The following is a 15,514-nucleotide window of genomic DNA, read 5'->3' on the forward strand; positions in this document are numbered from 1 at the left end:
AACAATAGTTCATAGCGCTAACGAAGCGTTTATGCTTTTGTTACGTGGGAGGTTATTCCGTTAAAACCACAAATCAAGGAGGAAATAAAAATGGCTAAAAAAGGTAAAAAGTATTTAGAAGCTGCTAAGCTTGTAGATAGCATGAAGGCTTATCCAATTGGAGAAGCAATTGAACTTGCGAAGAAAACAAATTTCGCTAAATTCGATGCAACTGTAGAAGTGGCATTCCGTTTAGGAGTAGACCCTAAGAAAGCTGATCAGCAAATCCGTGGGGCTGTTGTGCTTCCAAACGGTACTGGTAAAACTCAGCGTGTCCTTGTTTTTGCTAAAGGCGAAAAAGCGAAGGAAGCAGAAGCTGCAGGAGCAGATTTCGTAGGTGATGCTGACTACATCAACAAAATCCAACAAGGCTGGTTTGACTTCGATGTAATCGTTGCTACACCAGATATGATGGGTGAAGTTGGTAAACTTGGACGTGTGTTAGGACCAAAAGGCTTAATGCCAAACCCTAAGACAGGCACAGTTACTTTTGATGTAACGAAGGCTGTTCAAGAAATTAAAGCTGGTAAAGTTGAATACCGTGTTGATAAAGCTGGTAACATCCACGTGCCAATCGGTAAAGTTTCATTTGAAAACGAAAAGCTTGTTGAAAACTTCAACACTATTTTCGATACAATGATGAAAGTTAAGCCTGCTGCTGCAAAAGGAACTTACATGAAGAACGTATCTGTTACTTCAACTATGGGACCTGGCGTAAAAGTAGACCCTTCAACTGTAACAGTTAAATAATAACAATTGACAAACAAATATACATTTAGTATTATGTATTTTGTTGTGAAAATAAAATAACATTTTTACCGTAGACAGCAGGCGCCTTTAAGCTTAATTTCCTGCCGAGGTATTACGATACAGTTAATTGATTTATTAACTATTGTATACTTCCTCCATGTCTGCAAAGGTGTGGAGGTTTTTTATGGACGGTTTAAATGTAGAATTTCTACAGGAGGTGTAAAGATGAGCAGTGCTATCGAACAAAAGAAACAGATCGTAGAAGAAATTGCTGATAAATTTAAAGCAAGTGTATCAACGATTGTTGTTGATTATCGTGGTCTTACTGTTGCAGAAGTAACTGAACTTCGTAAGCAACTTCGTGAAGCTGGTGTAGAATTCAAAGTATACAAGAATTCATTAACACGCCGTGCAGCTGAATCTGCTGAGCTTTCAGGCTTAAATGAAGTGTTAACAGGTCCTAATGCGGTTGCATTCAGTACTGAAGATGTAGTTGCTCCAGCAAAAATCATTAATGATTTTGCGAAAAAACATGAAGCGCTTGAAATTAAAGCGGGTGTAATTGAAGGTAATGTTGCTTCAGTTGATGAAGTGAAGGCTCTTGCAGAACTTCCATCACGCGAAGGTTTACTTTCTATGCTACTCAGCGTTCTTCAAGCACCAATCCGCAATCTTGCTCTTGCTGCAAAAGCTGTTGCAGACCAAAAAGAAGAACAAGGCGCGTAAGTTAAGGTTAGCGTTAAACTAATAGAATCAAACCAAATATAAGGAGGAAATTTTATCATGACTAAAGAACAAATCATTGAAGCAGTTAAAAATATGACTGTTTTAGAATTAAACGACTTAGTAAAAGCTATCGAAGAAGAATTTGGTGTAACTGCTGCAGCTCCTGTAGCTGTTATGGGCGGAGCTGCTGCTGGCGCTGTTGAAGAAAAAACTGATTTTGATGTAATCCTTGCTTCTGCAGGCGATCAAAAAATCAAAGTTATCAAAGTTGTACGTGAAATCACAGGTCTTGGACTTAAAGAAGCAAAAGAACTTGTTGATAACACTCCAAAAGCACTTAAAGAAGGCGCTTCTAAAGAAGAAGCTGAAGAAATCAAAGCTAAACTTGAAGAAGTTGGAGCTGGCGTTGAAGTTAAGTAATATAAATATTGAAAAGCCCGCTGTATAGCGGGCTTTTTTTGACCCGAAACAATGAAATTTCTTTTCGTGCATGAGAAGGTTGTAAACCTCTTTAGCTTTCTACAATTCTTTCTCCGACGGAGGTGACTTTATCTTGTCTGAACACTATTATTCCAAAACACAAAATGTTGAAAGTGACCCGAAATTTTGGAGCTTCACTCTCAATAACTTTTCGTTCCGGTTTAAAACAGATAATGGGGTATTCTCTAAAAAGGAAGTTGACTTTGGGTCTAGGCTTTTAATAGAAGTATTTACTGAACCGGCGATAGATGGGAATATTCTTGATGTTGGCTGTGGATATGGACCGATTGGGTTATCTGTGGCGAAACAAATGAAGGATCGACTTGTGCATATGATTGATGTAAATGAACGAGCCCTTTCGCTTGCAGGGGAGAATGCAAAATTAAATGAAATTGAAAATGTTTGCATTTATGAGAGTGATCGATTAGAGAATGTTAAGGGCAATCGGTTTGCGGCAATTTTAACAAATCCGCCAATCCGTGCTGGAAAAAAAGTTGTTCATGATATTTTTGAACAAAGTTTTGATTGTCTGCTCCCTGGTGGGGAGCTTTGGGTTGTTATTCAAAAAAAGCAAGGAGCTCCATCAGCAATTGAAAAAATGTCCGAAATATACGGAGAAGTAGAGACGGTTGCGAAGAAAAAAGGCTACTTTATTATAAAAGCAAAAAAAGATTGACTTGACTTTTTTCGTATGATAGTATTGTAAAATGCCAACATATTATATTCCGGTTAATTACTAAAATGCACAAAAGTTGTATAAAAATGGTGTTAATGGGAATGATAACAAAATAATTGTCGTAATGTGGAAATGTGGTTTTTTAGTTAAAACCCTTTTTCTTTTTGTCTAACCGAAAAGTGGCAAGTTTCCTGAAGTTAGGATGTCTAGCTCCAGTGCCTAGGGACTCGAGTCATAAGCCAATCCGACCAAAGGGTTAAAGAACAACCTTTAGGCCGTCTTGTCTTATGCTTGTCGTCCCTAAGCGAGGCACTTCCGCTTTTCTAATAATAACGCTTGATTTGAGGGGTGAATCAGTTGACAGGTCAACTAGTTCAGTATGGACGACACCGCCAACGTAGAAGTTACGCACGAATCAGTGAAGTTTTAGAATTACCAAATCTAATCGAAATCCAAACCTCTTCTTATCAATGGTTTCTTGATGAGGGTTTACGTGAAATGTTCCATGACATTTCTCCGATTGAAGACTTTACTGGTAATTTGTCGCTTGAATTTATTGATTACAGCCTTGGCGAACCAAAATATTCCGTTCCGGAATCGAAAGAAAGAGATGTTACATATTCTGCACCTTTACGTGTGAAAGTGCGTCTTGTAAACAAAGAAACAGGCGAAGTTAAAGACCAGGATGTCTTTATGGGTGACTTCCCGCTTATGACAGAAACAGGTACATTTGTGATTAATGGAGCTGAGCGTGTTATCGTTTCACAGCTTGTCCGTTCTCCAAGTGTATACTTTAGTGGAAAACTAGATAAAAACGGGAAAAAAGGCTTTACTGCAACTGTAATCCCGAACCGCGGCGCTTGGCTTGAGTATGAAACAGATGCCAAGGATGTCGTATACGTTAGAATAGATCGTACTCGGAAACTGCCCGTTACGGTTCTTTTGCGTGCACTTGGGTTCGGATCTGATCAAGAAATCATTGATTTGATTGGAGACAATGAATACATCCGTAATACGCTTGAAAAAGATAATACCGAAGGAACTGACAAGGCGTTATTAGAAATTTATGAGCGTCTTCGTCCTGGAGAGCCACCAACAGTTGAGAATGCAAAAAGCTTATTGGTTTCAAGATTCTTTGATCCAAAACGCTATGATTTGGCGAATGTTGGTAGATATAAGATTAATAAAAAACTTCATATTAAAAATAGATTATTTGGACAACGCCTTGCAGAAACACTTGTTGACCCGGAAACAGGGGAAATTATTGCAGAGAAGGGCGTTACCTTTGACCGCCGTACATTAGATCGAATCCTGCCTTATTTAGAAAAAAATATTGGCTTTAAATCGGTGAGTCTTGTAGGTGGTGTGCTGGAGGAAGATATTACACTCCAGTCGATTAAAATTTATGCACCAAATGAAGATGGGGAAAAGATCATTAATGTAATTGGCAATGCTTACGTGGAAGAGGCTGTGAAAAATATCTCTCCAGCTGATATTATTGCATCAATTAGTTATTTCTTTAACCTGCTGCATTCAGTTGGTCTTACAGATGATATTGATCACCTCGGAAATCGTCGTTTGCGTTCTGTAGGTGAATTGCTTCAGAATCAATTCCGTATTGGGCTTTCAAGAATGGAACGTGTCGTTCGTGAGAGAATGTCCATTCAGGATACAAACACAATTACTCCACAGCAGCTGATTAATATTCGTCCTGTCATTGCATCGATTAAAGAATTCTTTGGCAGTTCGCAGTTATCTCAGTTCATGGATCAAACAAACCCGCTTGCAGAGCTGACGCATAAACGCCGGCTTTCTGCTCTTGGACCAGGTGGTTTAACGCGTGAAAGAGCTGGTATGGAAGTTCGTGACGTACACTACTCCCACTATGGCCGGATGTGTCCAATCGAAACACCAGAGGGTCCGAACATTGGATTGATCAACTCTTTATCATCATTTGCAAAAGTAAATCGATTTGGCTTTATTGAGACACCTTTCCGTCGAATTGATCCTGAAACAGGCAAAGTGACTAGCCGCATTGATTATCTGACTGCAGATGAAGAGGATAATTATGTTGTAGCGCAAGCGAACGTTCGTCTTGATGATGATGGTTCATTCCTTGACGAAGAAGTTGTTGCTCGTTTCAGAGGGGAAAATACAGTTGTTGCCCGTGATCGCGTTGACTATATGGATGTATCACCTAAGCAGGTTGTATCTGCTGCGACAGCATGTATTCCTTTCTTAGAAAACGATGACTCCAACCGTGCGTTAATGGGAGCAAACATGCAACGTCAGGCTGTTCCTTTAATGCAGCCACAAGCGCCTCGTGTTGGAACTGGAATGGAATATGTTTCAGGGAAGGATTCCGGTGCTGCGGTTATTTGTAAGCACGAGGGGATTGTTGAACATGTAGAAGCCCGTGAAGTATGGGTTCGCAGAATCAACACAATCGATGGCCAAGAAGTAAAAGGTGATCTTGATAAATATAAATTGCTCAAGTTCATCCGTTCTAATCAAGGAACTTGCTATAATCAACGCCCAATCGTGGCTGTTGGCAACCGTGTAACAAAAGGTGAAATACTTGCAGATGGACCATCAATGGAGCTTGGTGAATTAGCTCTTGGACGCAATGTTTTAGTAGCCTTTATGACATGGGATGGCTATAACTACGAGGATGCAATCATCATGAGTGAGCGCCTTGTAAAAGATGATGTATATACTTCAATTCATATTGAGGAATATGAATCTGAATCACGTGATACAAAGCTTGGACCTGAAGAAATTACGCGTGATATTCCGAACGTTGGAGAAGATGCCCTGCGTAACTTGGATGAGCGTGGAATTATACGTACGGGTGCTGAAGTGAAGGATGGAGACCTCTTAGTAGGTAAAGTTACACCTAAGGGAGTAACGGAGCTAACTGCTGAGGAAAGACTTCTTCATGCAATCTTTGGTGAAAAAGCACGTGAAGTACGTGATACTTCACTACGTGTACCTCATGGCGGTGGCGGTATCGTTCTGGATGTAAAAGTCTTTAACAGAGAAGATGGGGATGAACTCCCACCTGGAGTAAACCAATTAGTTCGTGTTTATATTGTTCAAAAGCGTAAAATCTCTGAGGGAGATAAGATGGCTGGACGACATGGGAACAAAGGGGTTATCTCACGGATTTTACCGGAAGAAGATATGCCTTATATGCCGGATGGCACACCTGTTGACATCATGTTAAATCCTCTAGGGGTTCCATCTCGTATGAATATTGGGCAGGTGCTTGAGCTTCATCTGGGAATGGCTGCTAGAGCACTTGGTATTCATGTAGCTTCTCCGGTTTTTGATGGAGCGAGCGAGGAAGATGTTTGGGCGACGATTGAAGAAGCTGGAATGGCACGCGATGCGAAAACAGTTCTATATGATGGACGTTCAGGTGAACCGTTTGATAACCGTGTATCAGTTGGGGTTATGTATATGATCAAACTTGCGCACATGGTTGATGACAAACTTCATGCCCGTTCAACTGGACCATACTCACTTGTAACTCAGCAGCCGTTGGGTGGTAAAGCACAATTCGGCGGACAGCGTTTTGGTGAGATGGAGGTATGGGCATTAGAGGCTTATGGTGCTGCATATACACTACAAGAGATATTAACTGTTAAATCGGATGATGTTGTTGGACGTGTGAAAACATACGAATCCATTGTTAAGGGTGAAAATGTCCCAGAGCCGGGAGTACCGGAATCATTTAAGGTACTTATTAAAGAACTTCAAAGCTTAGGAATGGATGTAAAAATTCTTTCTGGCGATGAAGAAGAAATTGAAATGCGTGATACGGAGGATGACGAAGAAGTACAGCAAGCTGAATCTTTAGCAATTGCTCCGGAACCACAAAATATTGAACAAGAGGAAGTTGTTACAAAGGAATAACTTCTAAAAAACAGTGAATTAATCGATTTTTTTGCTCCTTCAGCCCCTGTTTACAATATGTAACGGAGGCTGAAGGGTAATATAGTTTCACCCTGTTTGCTACATATGGGCAATAAGGGAAAAGCCCGGAGATCAAAAGGGAGGTAGGCCCCTTGCTAGATGTAAACAATTTTGAGTATATGAAAATCGGTCTAGCTTCACCAGATAAGATTCGTTCATGGTCACATGGTGAAGTGAAAAAACCGGAAACAATTAATTACCGTACATTAAAACCAGAAAAAGATGGTTTGTTCTGTGAGCGCATTTTTGGTCCTACGAAGGATTGGGAATGTCATTGCGGAAAGTATAAGAGAGTTCGCTATAAAGGTGTAGTTTGTGACCGATGCGGTGTTGAAGTAACCCGTGCTAAGGTTCGTCGTGAAAGAATGGGACACATCGAGCTGGCTGCTCCGGTATCTCATATTTGGTATTTTAAAGGAATTCCAAGTCGTATGGGACTCGTTCTTGATATGTCTCCTCGTGCACTTGAAGAAGTAATTTATTTTGCCTCTTATGTAGTGACTGAGCCAGGTGATACTGCACTTGAGAAGAAACAGTTGCTTTCAGAAAAAGAATACCGTGCGTATCGTGAAAAGTACGGGAATAAATTCCAAGCATCAATGGGTGCTGAGTCCATCAAAAAACTCCTTTCTGATATTGACCTTGACAAAGAAGTCGATATCTTAAAAGAAGAATTAAGAACTGCCCAAGGACAACGAAGAACACGCGCAATTAAGCGTTTAGAAGTCCTAGAGGCATTCCGTGGGTCAGGCAATGAACCATCTTGGATGATTCTTGATGTTCTTCCGGTAATTCCTCCAGAATTGCGTCCAATGGTACAGCTTGATGGCGGCCGTTTCGCAACTTCAGACCTTAATGATCTTTACCGTCGAGTAATTAACAGAAATAATCGTTTAAAACGTTTATTAGATCTTGGTGCACCAAGCATTATCGTACAAAACGAAAAGAGAATGCTTCAGGAAGCAGTCGATGCATTAATCGATAATGGACGTCGTGGACGCCCAGTTACGGGTCCAGGTAACCGTCCGTTAAAATCTCTTTCACATATGCTAAAAGGTAAGCAAGGTCGTTTCCGTCAAAACCTTTTAGGTAAACGTGTTGACTACTCTGGCCGTTCGGTTATTGTTGTCGGACCAAATTTAAAAATGTATCAGTGTGGTCTCCCTAAAGAAATGGCATTAGAGCTATTTAAGCCATTCGTTATGAAAGAATTAGTTGAAAAGGGTCTATCACATAATATTAAATCTGCAAAACGCAAAATCGAAAGAGTGCAGCCTGAAGTATGGGACGTTCTTGAAAGTGTTATTAAAGAGCATCCGGTTCTTCTGAATCGTGCACCAACTTTACACAGACTGGGTATTCAGGCATTTGAGCCAACGATTGTTGAAGGACGCGCGATACGTCTTCATCCACTTGTGTGTACAGCATATAACGCTGACTTTGACGGTGACCAAATGGCTGTTCACGTTCCGCTTTCATCAGAAGCACAAGCAGAAGCTAGATTATTAATGCTTGCAGCTCAAAATATCTTGAACCCGAAAGATGGAAAACCGGTTGTTACTCCTTCTCAGGATATGGTTTTAGGTAACTATTACTTAACGATGGAAAGAGACGGATCAGTCGGTGAAGGGATGATTTTTAAAGATATAAATGAAGCGTTGCTTGCTTATCAAAATGGGTATGTGCATTTGCACACACGTGTAGCAGTTCACGCTGGATCTTTAAAAAATCCAACCTTTACCGAAGAGGAAAACAAAAAGTTATTAATAACAACGGTTGGGAAATTAATATTTAACGAAATTTTACCAACATCATTCCCTTATATTAATGAACCTACAAGGCAAAATCTTGAGGTGGAAACACCAAAGCAATATTTTGTTGAGCAAGGAACGGATGTTCTTTCTGTTATTCGTGAAATGCCGCTTGTAGATCCATTTAAGAAGAAAATCCTTGGGAATATTATTGCTGAAGTATTCAAGCGATATAAAATTACGGAAACATCCAAAATGCTTGACCGTATGAAAGACCTTGGATTCAAATATTCTACTAAAGCTGGGATTACAGTTGGTGTAGCTGATATCGTTGTATTAGGTGAGAAAGAAAAAATTATTCATGATGCCCAAAATAAAGTTGATAACGTTATGAAGCAATTCAGACGTGGACTTATCACTGAAGATGAGCGTTACGATCGTGTTATTTCTATTTGGAGTGCAGCGAAAGATGTAATTCAAGAAAGACTAATGAAATCACTCGATAAATCAAACCCAATCTTTATGATGAGTGACTCTGGTGCCCGTGGTAACGCCTCTAACTTTACTCAGTTAGCTGGTATGCGCGGACTTATGGCCAACCCGGCTGGACGAATTATTGAATTGCCTATCAAATCAAGTTTCCGTGAAGGATTAACGGTTTTAGAGTACTTTATTTCCACTCACGGTGCTCGTAAAGGTCTTGCAGATACCGCGTTGAAAACGGCTGACTCAGGTTACTTAACGCGTCGTCTTGTAGATGTAGCGCAAGATGTCATTGTCCGTGAAGATGATTGCGGAACTGATCGCGGCTTGAAAATTAGCTCGTTGAAGGACGGGACTGAAGTGATTGAAACGCTAGAGGAACGTCTAATCGGACGTTATGCTAGGAAATCAATCAAACATCCTGAAACGAATGAAGTGATTGTGCCAGAGAATGGTCTAATTACTGAGGATCTTGCTGAAACGGTTATCAATGCGAATATTGAAGAAGTTTGGATTCGGTCAGCGTTTACGTGTAATACACGACATGGTGTTTGTAAGAAATGTTATGGCCGCAACCTAGCAACTGGTCAAGAGGTAGAGGTAGGAGAAGCTGTAGGTATTATCGCTGCTCAATCTATCGGTGAACCGGGTACACAGTTAACAATGCGTACTTTCCATACCGGTGGGGTTGCGGGAGACGATATTACTCAAGGTTTACCGCGTATTCAAGAGATTTTTGAAGCGCGTAATCCTAAAGGTCAGGCAGTTATTACTGAAATTGAAGGTGTGGTTGTTGGTATAAACGAAGGCCGTGATCGACAGCAGGAAATCGTCGTTCAAGGTGAAGTAGAATCACGAACGTATACCGCCCCTTACACATCTCGTCTAAAAGTAGCTGTAAATGACCATGTGGAACGCGGTCAAGAACTAACAGAAGGTTCTATTGACCCGAAAGAGTTAATCAGAGTTAAAGATGTAACGGCAGTACAAGAATACTTGTTACGTGAAGTACAAAAGGTTTACCGTATGCAAGGGGTAGAAATTGGCGACAAGCACGTTGAGGTTATGGTTCGTCAAATGCTTCGTAAAGTTCGTGTAATTGATGCTGCAGAGACAGATGTACTTCCTGGTACATTATTGGATATCCATCAATTTACTGATGCGAATGAAAAAGCCCTTCTTGCAGGCAAATTACCAGCAACAGGCCGTCCTGTATTGCTCGGTATTACTAAAGCATCTCTTGAAACAGATTCATTCTTATCTGCGGCATCTTTCCAAGAAACAACAAGAGTTCTTACAGATGCAGCAATTAAAGGAAAACGTGATGAACTGTTAGGGTTAAAGGAAAATGTAATTATTGGAAAATTAGTCCCTGCTGGTACAGGTATGCAGCGATATAGACGTGCTGAACCATACACAAATGAAGAAGCAGCTGAAGATGCTGTGACAGTAGAGTAGGATTTTTCCTTTGGTGCTAGCTAGTTCAATCGGCTAGCACCAATTTTTTTCGATAAACTTGTGAATAAAAGCAGAATGATTGTTGACATAGGAAATCGAAAATGGTAATATAGCAAAGGTGCTCCTATTAACCGAATACTTTGGAGGATATCGTTCATGTCTTATGAAAAAGTATTGCAGGCAAAAAATGTCGTAATAGGAACAAAGCAAACGGTGAAAGCACTAAATCAAGGAACGGTTAGAGAAGTTGTAGTTGCAAAAGATGCAGACTATAAAGTCATAGCAAAAGTTGTAAATACAGCAGAGGAAGCGTTAGTTCCGGTTTTGTATGTTGATTCAATGAAAAAGCTTGGAAAAGCATGCGGGATAGATGTAGGTGCGGCAACTATTGCAATAATTAATTAAAAACTGTTTTTGTAGATAGATATCTGCGAAGACTTTGTTTTTTGCAACAAAATGAACCACCTGGATGTGTGGGCTTAACAAAAATGAAGGGAGGACAATTACATGCCTACTATTAACCAATTAGTGCGTAAACCTCGTCAAACGAAAGAGGACAAATCAAAATCACCAGCACTAAACAAAGGCTATAACAGCTTCAAGAAAGCACAAACTAACGTATCTTCACCACAAAAACGCGGTGTATGTACTCGTGTTGGTACAATGACACCGAAAAAACCAAACTCAGCGTTACGTAAATATGCGCGTGTTCGTTTATCTAACGGAATCGAGGTTAATGCTTACATTCCTGGTATCGGACACAACCTTCAAGAACACAGCGTTGTGTTAATCCGTGGCGGACGTGTGAAAGACTTACCGGGGGTACGTTACCACATCGTACGCGGAGCATTAGATACAGCTGGTGTTGCAAACCGTATGCAAGGACGTTCTAAGTACGGTGCGAAGAGACCAAAAGCACCTAAGAAATAATCAACTAAAATATTATTAAAAAGAATTTCCGAAAGGAGGAAATAATATGCCACGTAAAGGTCCTGTAGCAAAAAGAGACGTATTGCCGGATCCGATTTATAATTCAAAGCTTGTTAGCCGCCTTATCAACAAAATGATGATCGACGGTAAAAGAGGTAAATCACAAGCTATTTTATATTCTGCATTTGATATCATTAGCGAGCGAACTGGCAAAGAGCCGATGGAAGTATTTGATCAAGCACTTAAGAACATCATGCCAGTACTTGAAGTTAGAGCACGCCGTGTAGGTGGAGCAAACTATCAAGTACCAGTAGAGGTGCGTCCTGATCGCCGTACAACTCTTGGTCTTCGTTGGTTAGTAAACTATGCTCGTCTTCGTGGAGAAAAAACGATGGAAGAGCGTTTAGCTAACGAAATCTTAGATGCAGCTAACAACACTGGTGCATCGGTTAAGAAACGTGAAGATACACATAAAATGGCAGAAGCAAACAAAGCGTTTGCTCACTACCGCTGGTAAGATTAAAAGATTAATTAAAATAACACTCATACTAGGAAGGAGAAAGACCCAATGGCAAGAGAGTTCTCCTTGAAAAACACTCGTAATATCGGTATCATGGCTCACATTGATGCCGGTAAGACAACAACAACGGAGCGTGTACTTTATTACACTGGTAAAATCCATAAAATTGGTGAAACACATGAGGGTGCTTCACAAATGGACTGGATGGAGCAAGAGCAAGAACGTGGAATTACAATCACTTCTGCTGCAACAACTGCTCAATGGAAAGGTCACCGTGTAAACATTATTGATACACCGGGACACGTAGACTTCACAGTTGAAGTAGAACGTTCCCTTCGTGTACTTGATGGAGCTGTGGCTGTACTTGATGCTCAATCTGGTGTTGAGCCTCAAACTGAAACAGTTTGGCGTCAAGCTACAACATACGGAGTTCCGCGTGTTGTGTTCGTTAATAAAATGGACAAACTTGGAGCGGACTTCCTTTATTCATTAAAAACTCTTCATGATCGTCTGCAAGCGAATGCTGCTGCAATTCAGTTACCAATTGGAGCTGAAGATCAATTCGAAGGAATCATTGATTTAATCGAAATGAGAGCTACATTCTATGGTAATGATTTAGGAACTGACATTGAAGAGCGTGAAATCCCTGCAGAATACATGGATCAAGCTGAAGAATACCGTGAAAAATTAATTGAAGCGGTAGCTGAACTTGATGAGAATTTGATGGAAAAGTATCTTGGCGGAGAAGAAATCTCTAACGAAGAGTTAAAGGCTGCTATTCGTAAAGGTACTGTAAACGTTGAATTCTACCCAGTAATCTGTGGTTCTGCTTTCAAGAACAAAGGTGTTCAAAAAATGCTTGACGCAGTAATTGATTATCTTCCATCACCACTTGATGTACCTGCAATTAAGGGTACCCTTCCAGATAGTGATGAAGAAATTGAACGTCATTCAAGTGACGAAGAGCCATTCGCAGCTCTTGCGTTTAAAGTTATGACTGACCCTTATGTTGGTAAACTTACATTCTTCCGTGTGTATTCTGGAACATTGAACTCTGGTTCATATGTGCAAAACTCTACAAAAGGTAAGCGTGAACGTGTAGGACGTATCCTTCAAATGCACGCTAACTCTCGTGAAGAGATTTCAACAGTATATGCAGGAGATATCGCTGCAGCTGTAGGTCTTAAAGACACTACAACTGGAGATAGTCTATGTGATGAAAAGAATCTTGTTATTCTTGAATCTATGGAATTCCCAGAGCCGGTTATTCAATTATCTATCGAGCCTAAGTCAAAGGCTGACCAAGATAAGATGACTACTGCTCTTCAAAAATTACAAGAAGAAGATCCAACCTTCCGTGCGCATACTGATCAGGAAACTGGCCAGGTTATCATCGCTGGAATGGGTGAGCTTCACCTTGATATCCTTGTTGACCGTATGAAACGTGAATTCAAAGTGGAAGCTAACGTTGGTGCACCACAAGTTGCATACCGTGAAACTTTCCGCGCGTCTGCTTCAGTTGAGGGTAAATTTGCTCGTCAATCTGGTGGACGTGGACAATTCGGTCACGTTTGGATTGAGTTCTCTCCAAACGAAGAAGGAAAAGGCTTTGAATTCGAAAACGGCATCGTCGGTGGGGTTGTTCCTCGTGAATACATCCCGGCAGTTCAAGCTGGACTTGAAGATGCTCTTGATAGAGGAGTACTTGCTGGTTATCCATTAGTAGATATTAAAGCAAGATTGTTCGATGGTTCATACCATGATGTTGACTCATCAGAAATGGCGTTTAAAATAGCTGCATCTATGGCTCTTAAAAATGCTGCTTCAAAATGTAGCCCAGTCATTCTTGAACCAGTCATGCGCGTAGAAGTAATTATCCCTGAGGAATACTTAGGTGATATTATGGGTAACGTAACTTCTCGTCGTGGTCGTGTTGAAGGTATGGACGCTCGTGGTAATGCACAAGTTGTTCGTGCGATGGTTCCACTTTCTGAAATGTTTGGTTATGCAACGTCATTGCGTTCAAGCACGCAAGGTCGTGGTGTATTCTCAATGCACTTTGATCACTATGAAGAAGTGCCAAAATCGATTTCAGAAGAAATCATCAAAAAAAATAAAGGTGAATAATTGATTTTACCTAATTTATCAAGTATAACTACTAATGTAGGCTAATTTTGCTGCAAAAAGAATATTCTTTTTGCAGCTCACCAAATACTTAACTTTTATAATTTAAAGGAGGATTTTCCTAATGGCAAAAGCTAAATTCGACCGTTCAAAACCCCATGTTAACATTGGTACAATCGGACACGTTGACCATGGTAAAACTACATTAACAGCTGCAATCACTACTGTACTTGCAAAAGCAGGTGGCGGTGAAGCACGCGGTTACGATCAAATCGACAACGCTCCTGAAGAAAAAGAGCGTGGAATTACAATTTCTACGTCTCACGTTGAGTATGAAACTGCTAACCGTCACTATGCACACGTTGACTGCCCAGGACATGCTGACTACGTTAAAAACATGATCACTGGTGCTGCTCAAATGGACGGCGGTATCCTAGTAGTATCTGCTGCTGATGGCCCAATGCCACAAACTCGTGAGCACATTCTTCTTTCTCGTCAAGTAGGTGTACCTTACCTTGTTGTGTTCATGAACAAATGTGACATGGTAGACGATGAAGAACTTCTTGAATTAGTTGAAATGGAAATTCGTGATCTATTATCAGAATATGAATTCCCTGGCGATGACATTCCAGTTGTTAAAGGTTCAGCTCTTAAAGCTCTTGAAGGTGAAGCTGAATGGGAAGAGAAAATTATCGAACTTATGGCTGCTGTTGATGAGTACGTTCCAAACCCAGCTCGTGATACTGAAAAGCCATTCATGATGCCAGTTGAGGATGTATTCTCAATCACTGGTCGTGGAACTGTTGCTACTGGCCGTGTTGAGCGTGGAGTAGTTAAAGTTGGAGATGTTATCGAGATCACTGGTTTTACAGAAGAACCAAAATCTACAACAGTAACTGGTGTAGAAATGTTCCGTAAATTACTTGACTATGCAGAAGCTGGAGACAACATTGGTGCTCTGCTTCGTGGTGTTGCTCGTGAAGACATCCAACGTGGTCAAGTACTTGCAAAGCCAGGTACAATCAAGCCTCACACAAAGTTCAAAGCAGAAGTTTATGTATTATCAAAAGAAGAAGGTGGACGTCACACTCCATTCTTCACAAACTACCGTCCTCAGTTCTACTTCCGTACAACTGACGTAACTGGTATTTGTAACCTTCCTGAAGGCGTAGAAATGGTTATGCCTGGAGACAACATTGAAATGCACGTAGAGCTTATTGCTCCAATCGCTATCGAAGAAGGAACTAAGTTCTCAATTCGTGAAGGTGGACGTACAGTAGGCGCTGGCGTTGTTGCTACAATCATTGAATAATTGAACTCAAAAACCAGATGGGTGACGATCCATCTGGTTTTTTTATTGGGAAAGATTGATTTTAGTCGTGTTTCTTCTATAATAATTGCACTCAGTTTAAACAGAGAATTATAGTTGCATAGCGATTGAAAAAGCTAATTTGAAATAATTGGTTTATTCGTAGAGACTTGAAAAAGTACCATGTTGCCGCTATAATAATACAAGTGTGCAAAACAAAAAGAAATTATGTGGAGCTATTGCATTTCATTATTAATTTCTGTATAATAGACAATGTTGGTCTTTGACTG

11 protein-coding genes and 1 other annotated feature are annotated in these 15,514 nt (G+C 40.5%); all 11 genes read left to right on the forward strand.

Features of this window, described 5'->3' with window-relative positions; translation table 11 throughout:
• Nucleotides 1-90 precede the first annotated feature (90 nt).
• The 11 genes from rplA (at nt 91) to tuf (ending at nt 15,227) form a co-directional block, all read left to right on the forward strand.
• Nucleotides 91-789, forward strand: a complete 699-nt coding sequence (gene rplA, locus AN957_RS00405) for a 50S ribosomal protein L1 (RefSeq protein WP_056681733.1) — start codon at nt 91-93, stop codon at nt 787-789.
• 50 nt (nt 790-839) lie between these two features.
• Nucleotides 840-982, forward strand: a sequence feature (ribosomal protein L10 leader region).
• Nucleotides 983-1,014: 32 nt separating this feature from the next.
• Nucleotides 1,015-1,515: a 50S ribosomal protein L10 gene (rplJ, locus tag AN957_RS00410; RefSeq protein ID WP_053478274.1), complete on the forward strand. Its 501-nt coding sequence runs from the start codon at nt 1,015-1,017 to the stop codon at nt 1,513-1,515.
• 57 nt (nt 1,516-1,572) lie between these two features.
• Nucleotides 1,573-1,935 carry a 50S ribosomal protein L7/L12 gene (gene rplL / locus AN957_RS00415; protein ID WP_053478273.1) on the forward strand — a complete coding sequence of 121 codons (363 nt, stop codon included), beginning with the start codon at nt 1,573-1,575 and terminating at the stop codon, nt 1,933-1,935.
• A gap of 133 nt (nt 1,936-2,068) precedes the next feature.
• Complete coding sequence (locus AN957_RS00420; protein ID WP_053478272.1) at nt 2,069-2,671, forward strand: class I SAM-dependent methyltransferase; 603 nt, start codon at nt 2,069-2,071, stop codon at nt 2,669-2,671.
• 357 nt (nt 2,672-3,028) lie between these two features.
• The gene (rpoB, locus tag AN957_RS00425) at nt 3,029-6,589 is read left to right on the forward strand and encodes a DNA-directed RNA polymerase subunit beta (RefSeq protein WP_056681734.1); all 3,561 of its coding nucleotides are present in this window, start codon (nt 3,029-3,031) and stop codon (nt 6,587-6,589) included.
• 152 nt (nt 6,590-6,741) lie between these two features.
• Complete coding sequence (rpoC, locus tag AN957_RS00430; RefSeq protein ID WP_053478270.1) at nt 6,742-10,341, forward strand: DNA-directed RNA polymerase subunit beta'; 3,600 nt, start codon at nt 6,742-6,744, stop codon at nt 10,339-10,341.
• A gap of 156 nt (nt 10,342-10,497) precedes the next feature.
• Nucleotides 10,498-10,746 (forward strand): 50S ribosomal protein L7ae-like protein, encoded by a 249-nt coding sequence (locus tag AN957_RS00435; protein WP_053478269.1) that lies wholly within the window; start codon nt 10,498-10,500, stop codon nt 10,744-10,746.
• Between the two features lie 102 nt (nt 10,747-10,848).
• A complete protein-coding gene (gene rpsL / locus AN957_RS00440) occupies nt 10,849-11,271 on the forward strand; it encodes a 30S ribosomal protein S12 (RefSeq protein ID WP_053478268.1) in 423 nt (140 codons plus the stop codon).
• A 46-nt stretch (nt 11,272-11,317) separates the two neighbouring features.
• Nucleotides 11,318-11,788, forward strand: a complete 471-nt coding sequence (gene rpsG, locus AN957_RS00445; protein ID WP_009336565.1) for a 30S ribosomal protein S7 — start codon at nt 11,318-11,320, stop codon at nt 11,786-11,788.
• Nucleotides 11,789-11,839: 51 nt separating this feature from the next.
• On the forward strand, nt 11,840-13,918 hold the full coding sequence (gene fusA / locus AN957_RS00450) for an elongation factor G (protein WP_053478267.1): 2,079 nt from the start codon (nt 11,840-11,842) through the stop codon (nt 13,916-13,918).
• A gap of 121 nt (nt 13,919-14,039) precedes the next feature.
• Nucleotides 14,040-15,227, forward strand: coding sequence for an elongation factor Tu (tuf, locus tag AN957_RS00455; protein WP_053478266.1), 1,188 nt, complete (start codon nt 14,040-14,042; stop codon nt 15,225-15,227).
• Nucleotides 15,228-15,514: the final 287 nt, after the last annotated feature.

It is taken from the genome of Cytobacillus solani (assembly GCF_001420595.1).
Taxonomy (GTDB): domain Bacteria; phylum Bacillota; class Bacilli; order Bacillales; family Cytobacillaceae; genus Cytobacillus; species Cytobacillus solani.

Bases quoted from the DNA above. Each gene is read 5' to 3' on its own strand.
- rplA (WP_056681733.1), top strand. From the start codon at position 91: ATGGCTAAAAAAGGTAAAAAGTATTTAGAAGCTGCTAAGCTTGTAGAT.
- rplJ (WP_053478274.1), top strand. From the start codon at position 1,015: ATGAGCAGTGCTATCGAACAAAAGAAACAGATCGTAGAAGAAATTGCT.
- rplL (WP_053478273.1), top strand. From the start codon at position 1,573: ATGACTAAAGAACAAATCATTGAAGCAGTTAAAAATATGACTGTTTTA.
- AN957_RS00435 (WP_053478269.1), top strand. From the start codon at position 10,498: ATGTCTTATGAAAAAGTATTGCAGGCAAAAAATGTCGTAATAGGAACA.
- rpsL (WP_053478268.1), top strand. From the start codon at position 10,849: ATGCCTACTATTAACCAATTAGTGCGTAAACCTCGTCAAACGAAAGAG.
- rpsG (WP_009336565.1), top strand. From the start codon at position 11,318: ATGCCACGTAAAGGTCCTGTAGCAAAAAGAGACGTATTGCCGGATCCG.
- fusA (WP_053478267.1), top strand. From the start codon at position 11,840: ATGGCAAGAGAGTTCTCCTTGAAAAACACTCGTAATATCGGTATCATG.
- tuf (WP_053478266.1), top strand. From the start codon at position 14,040: ATGGCAAAAGCTAAATTCGACCGTTCAAAACCCCATGTTAACATTGGT.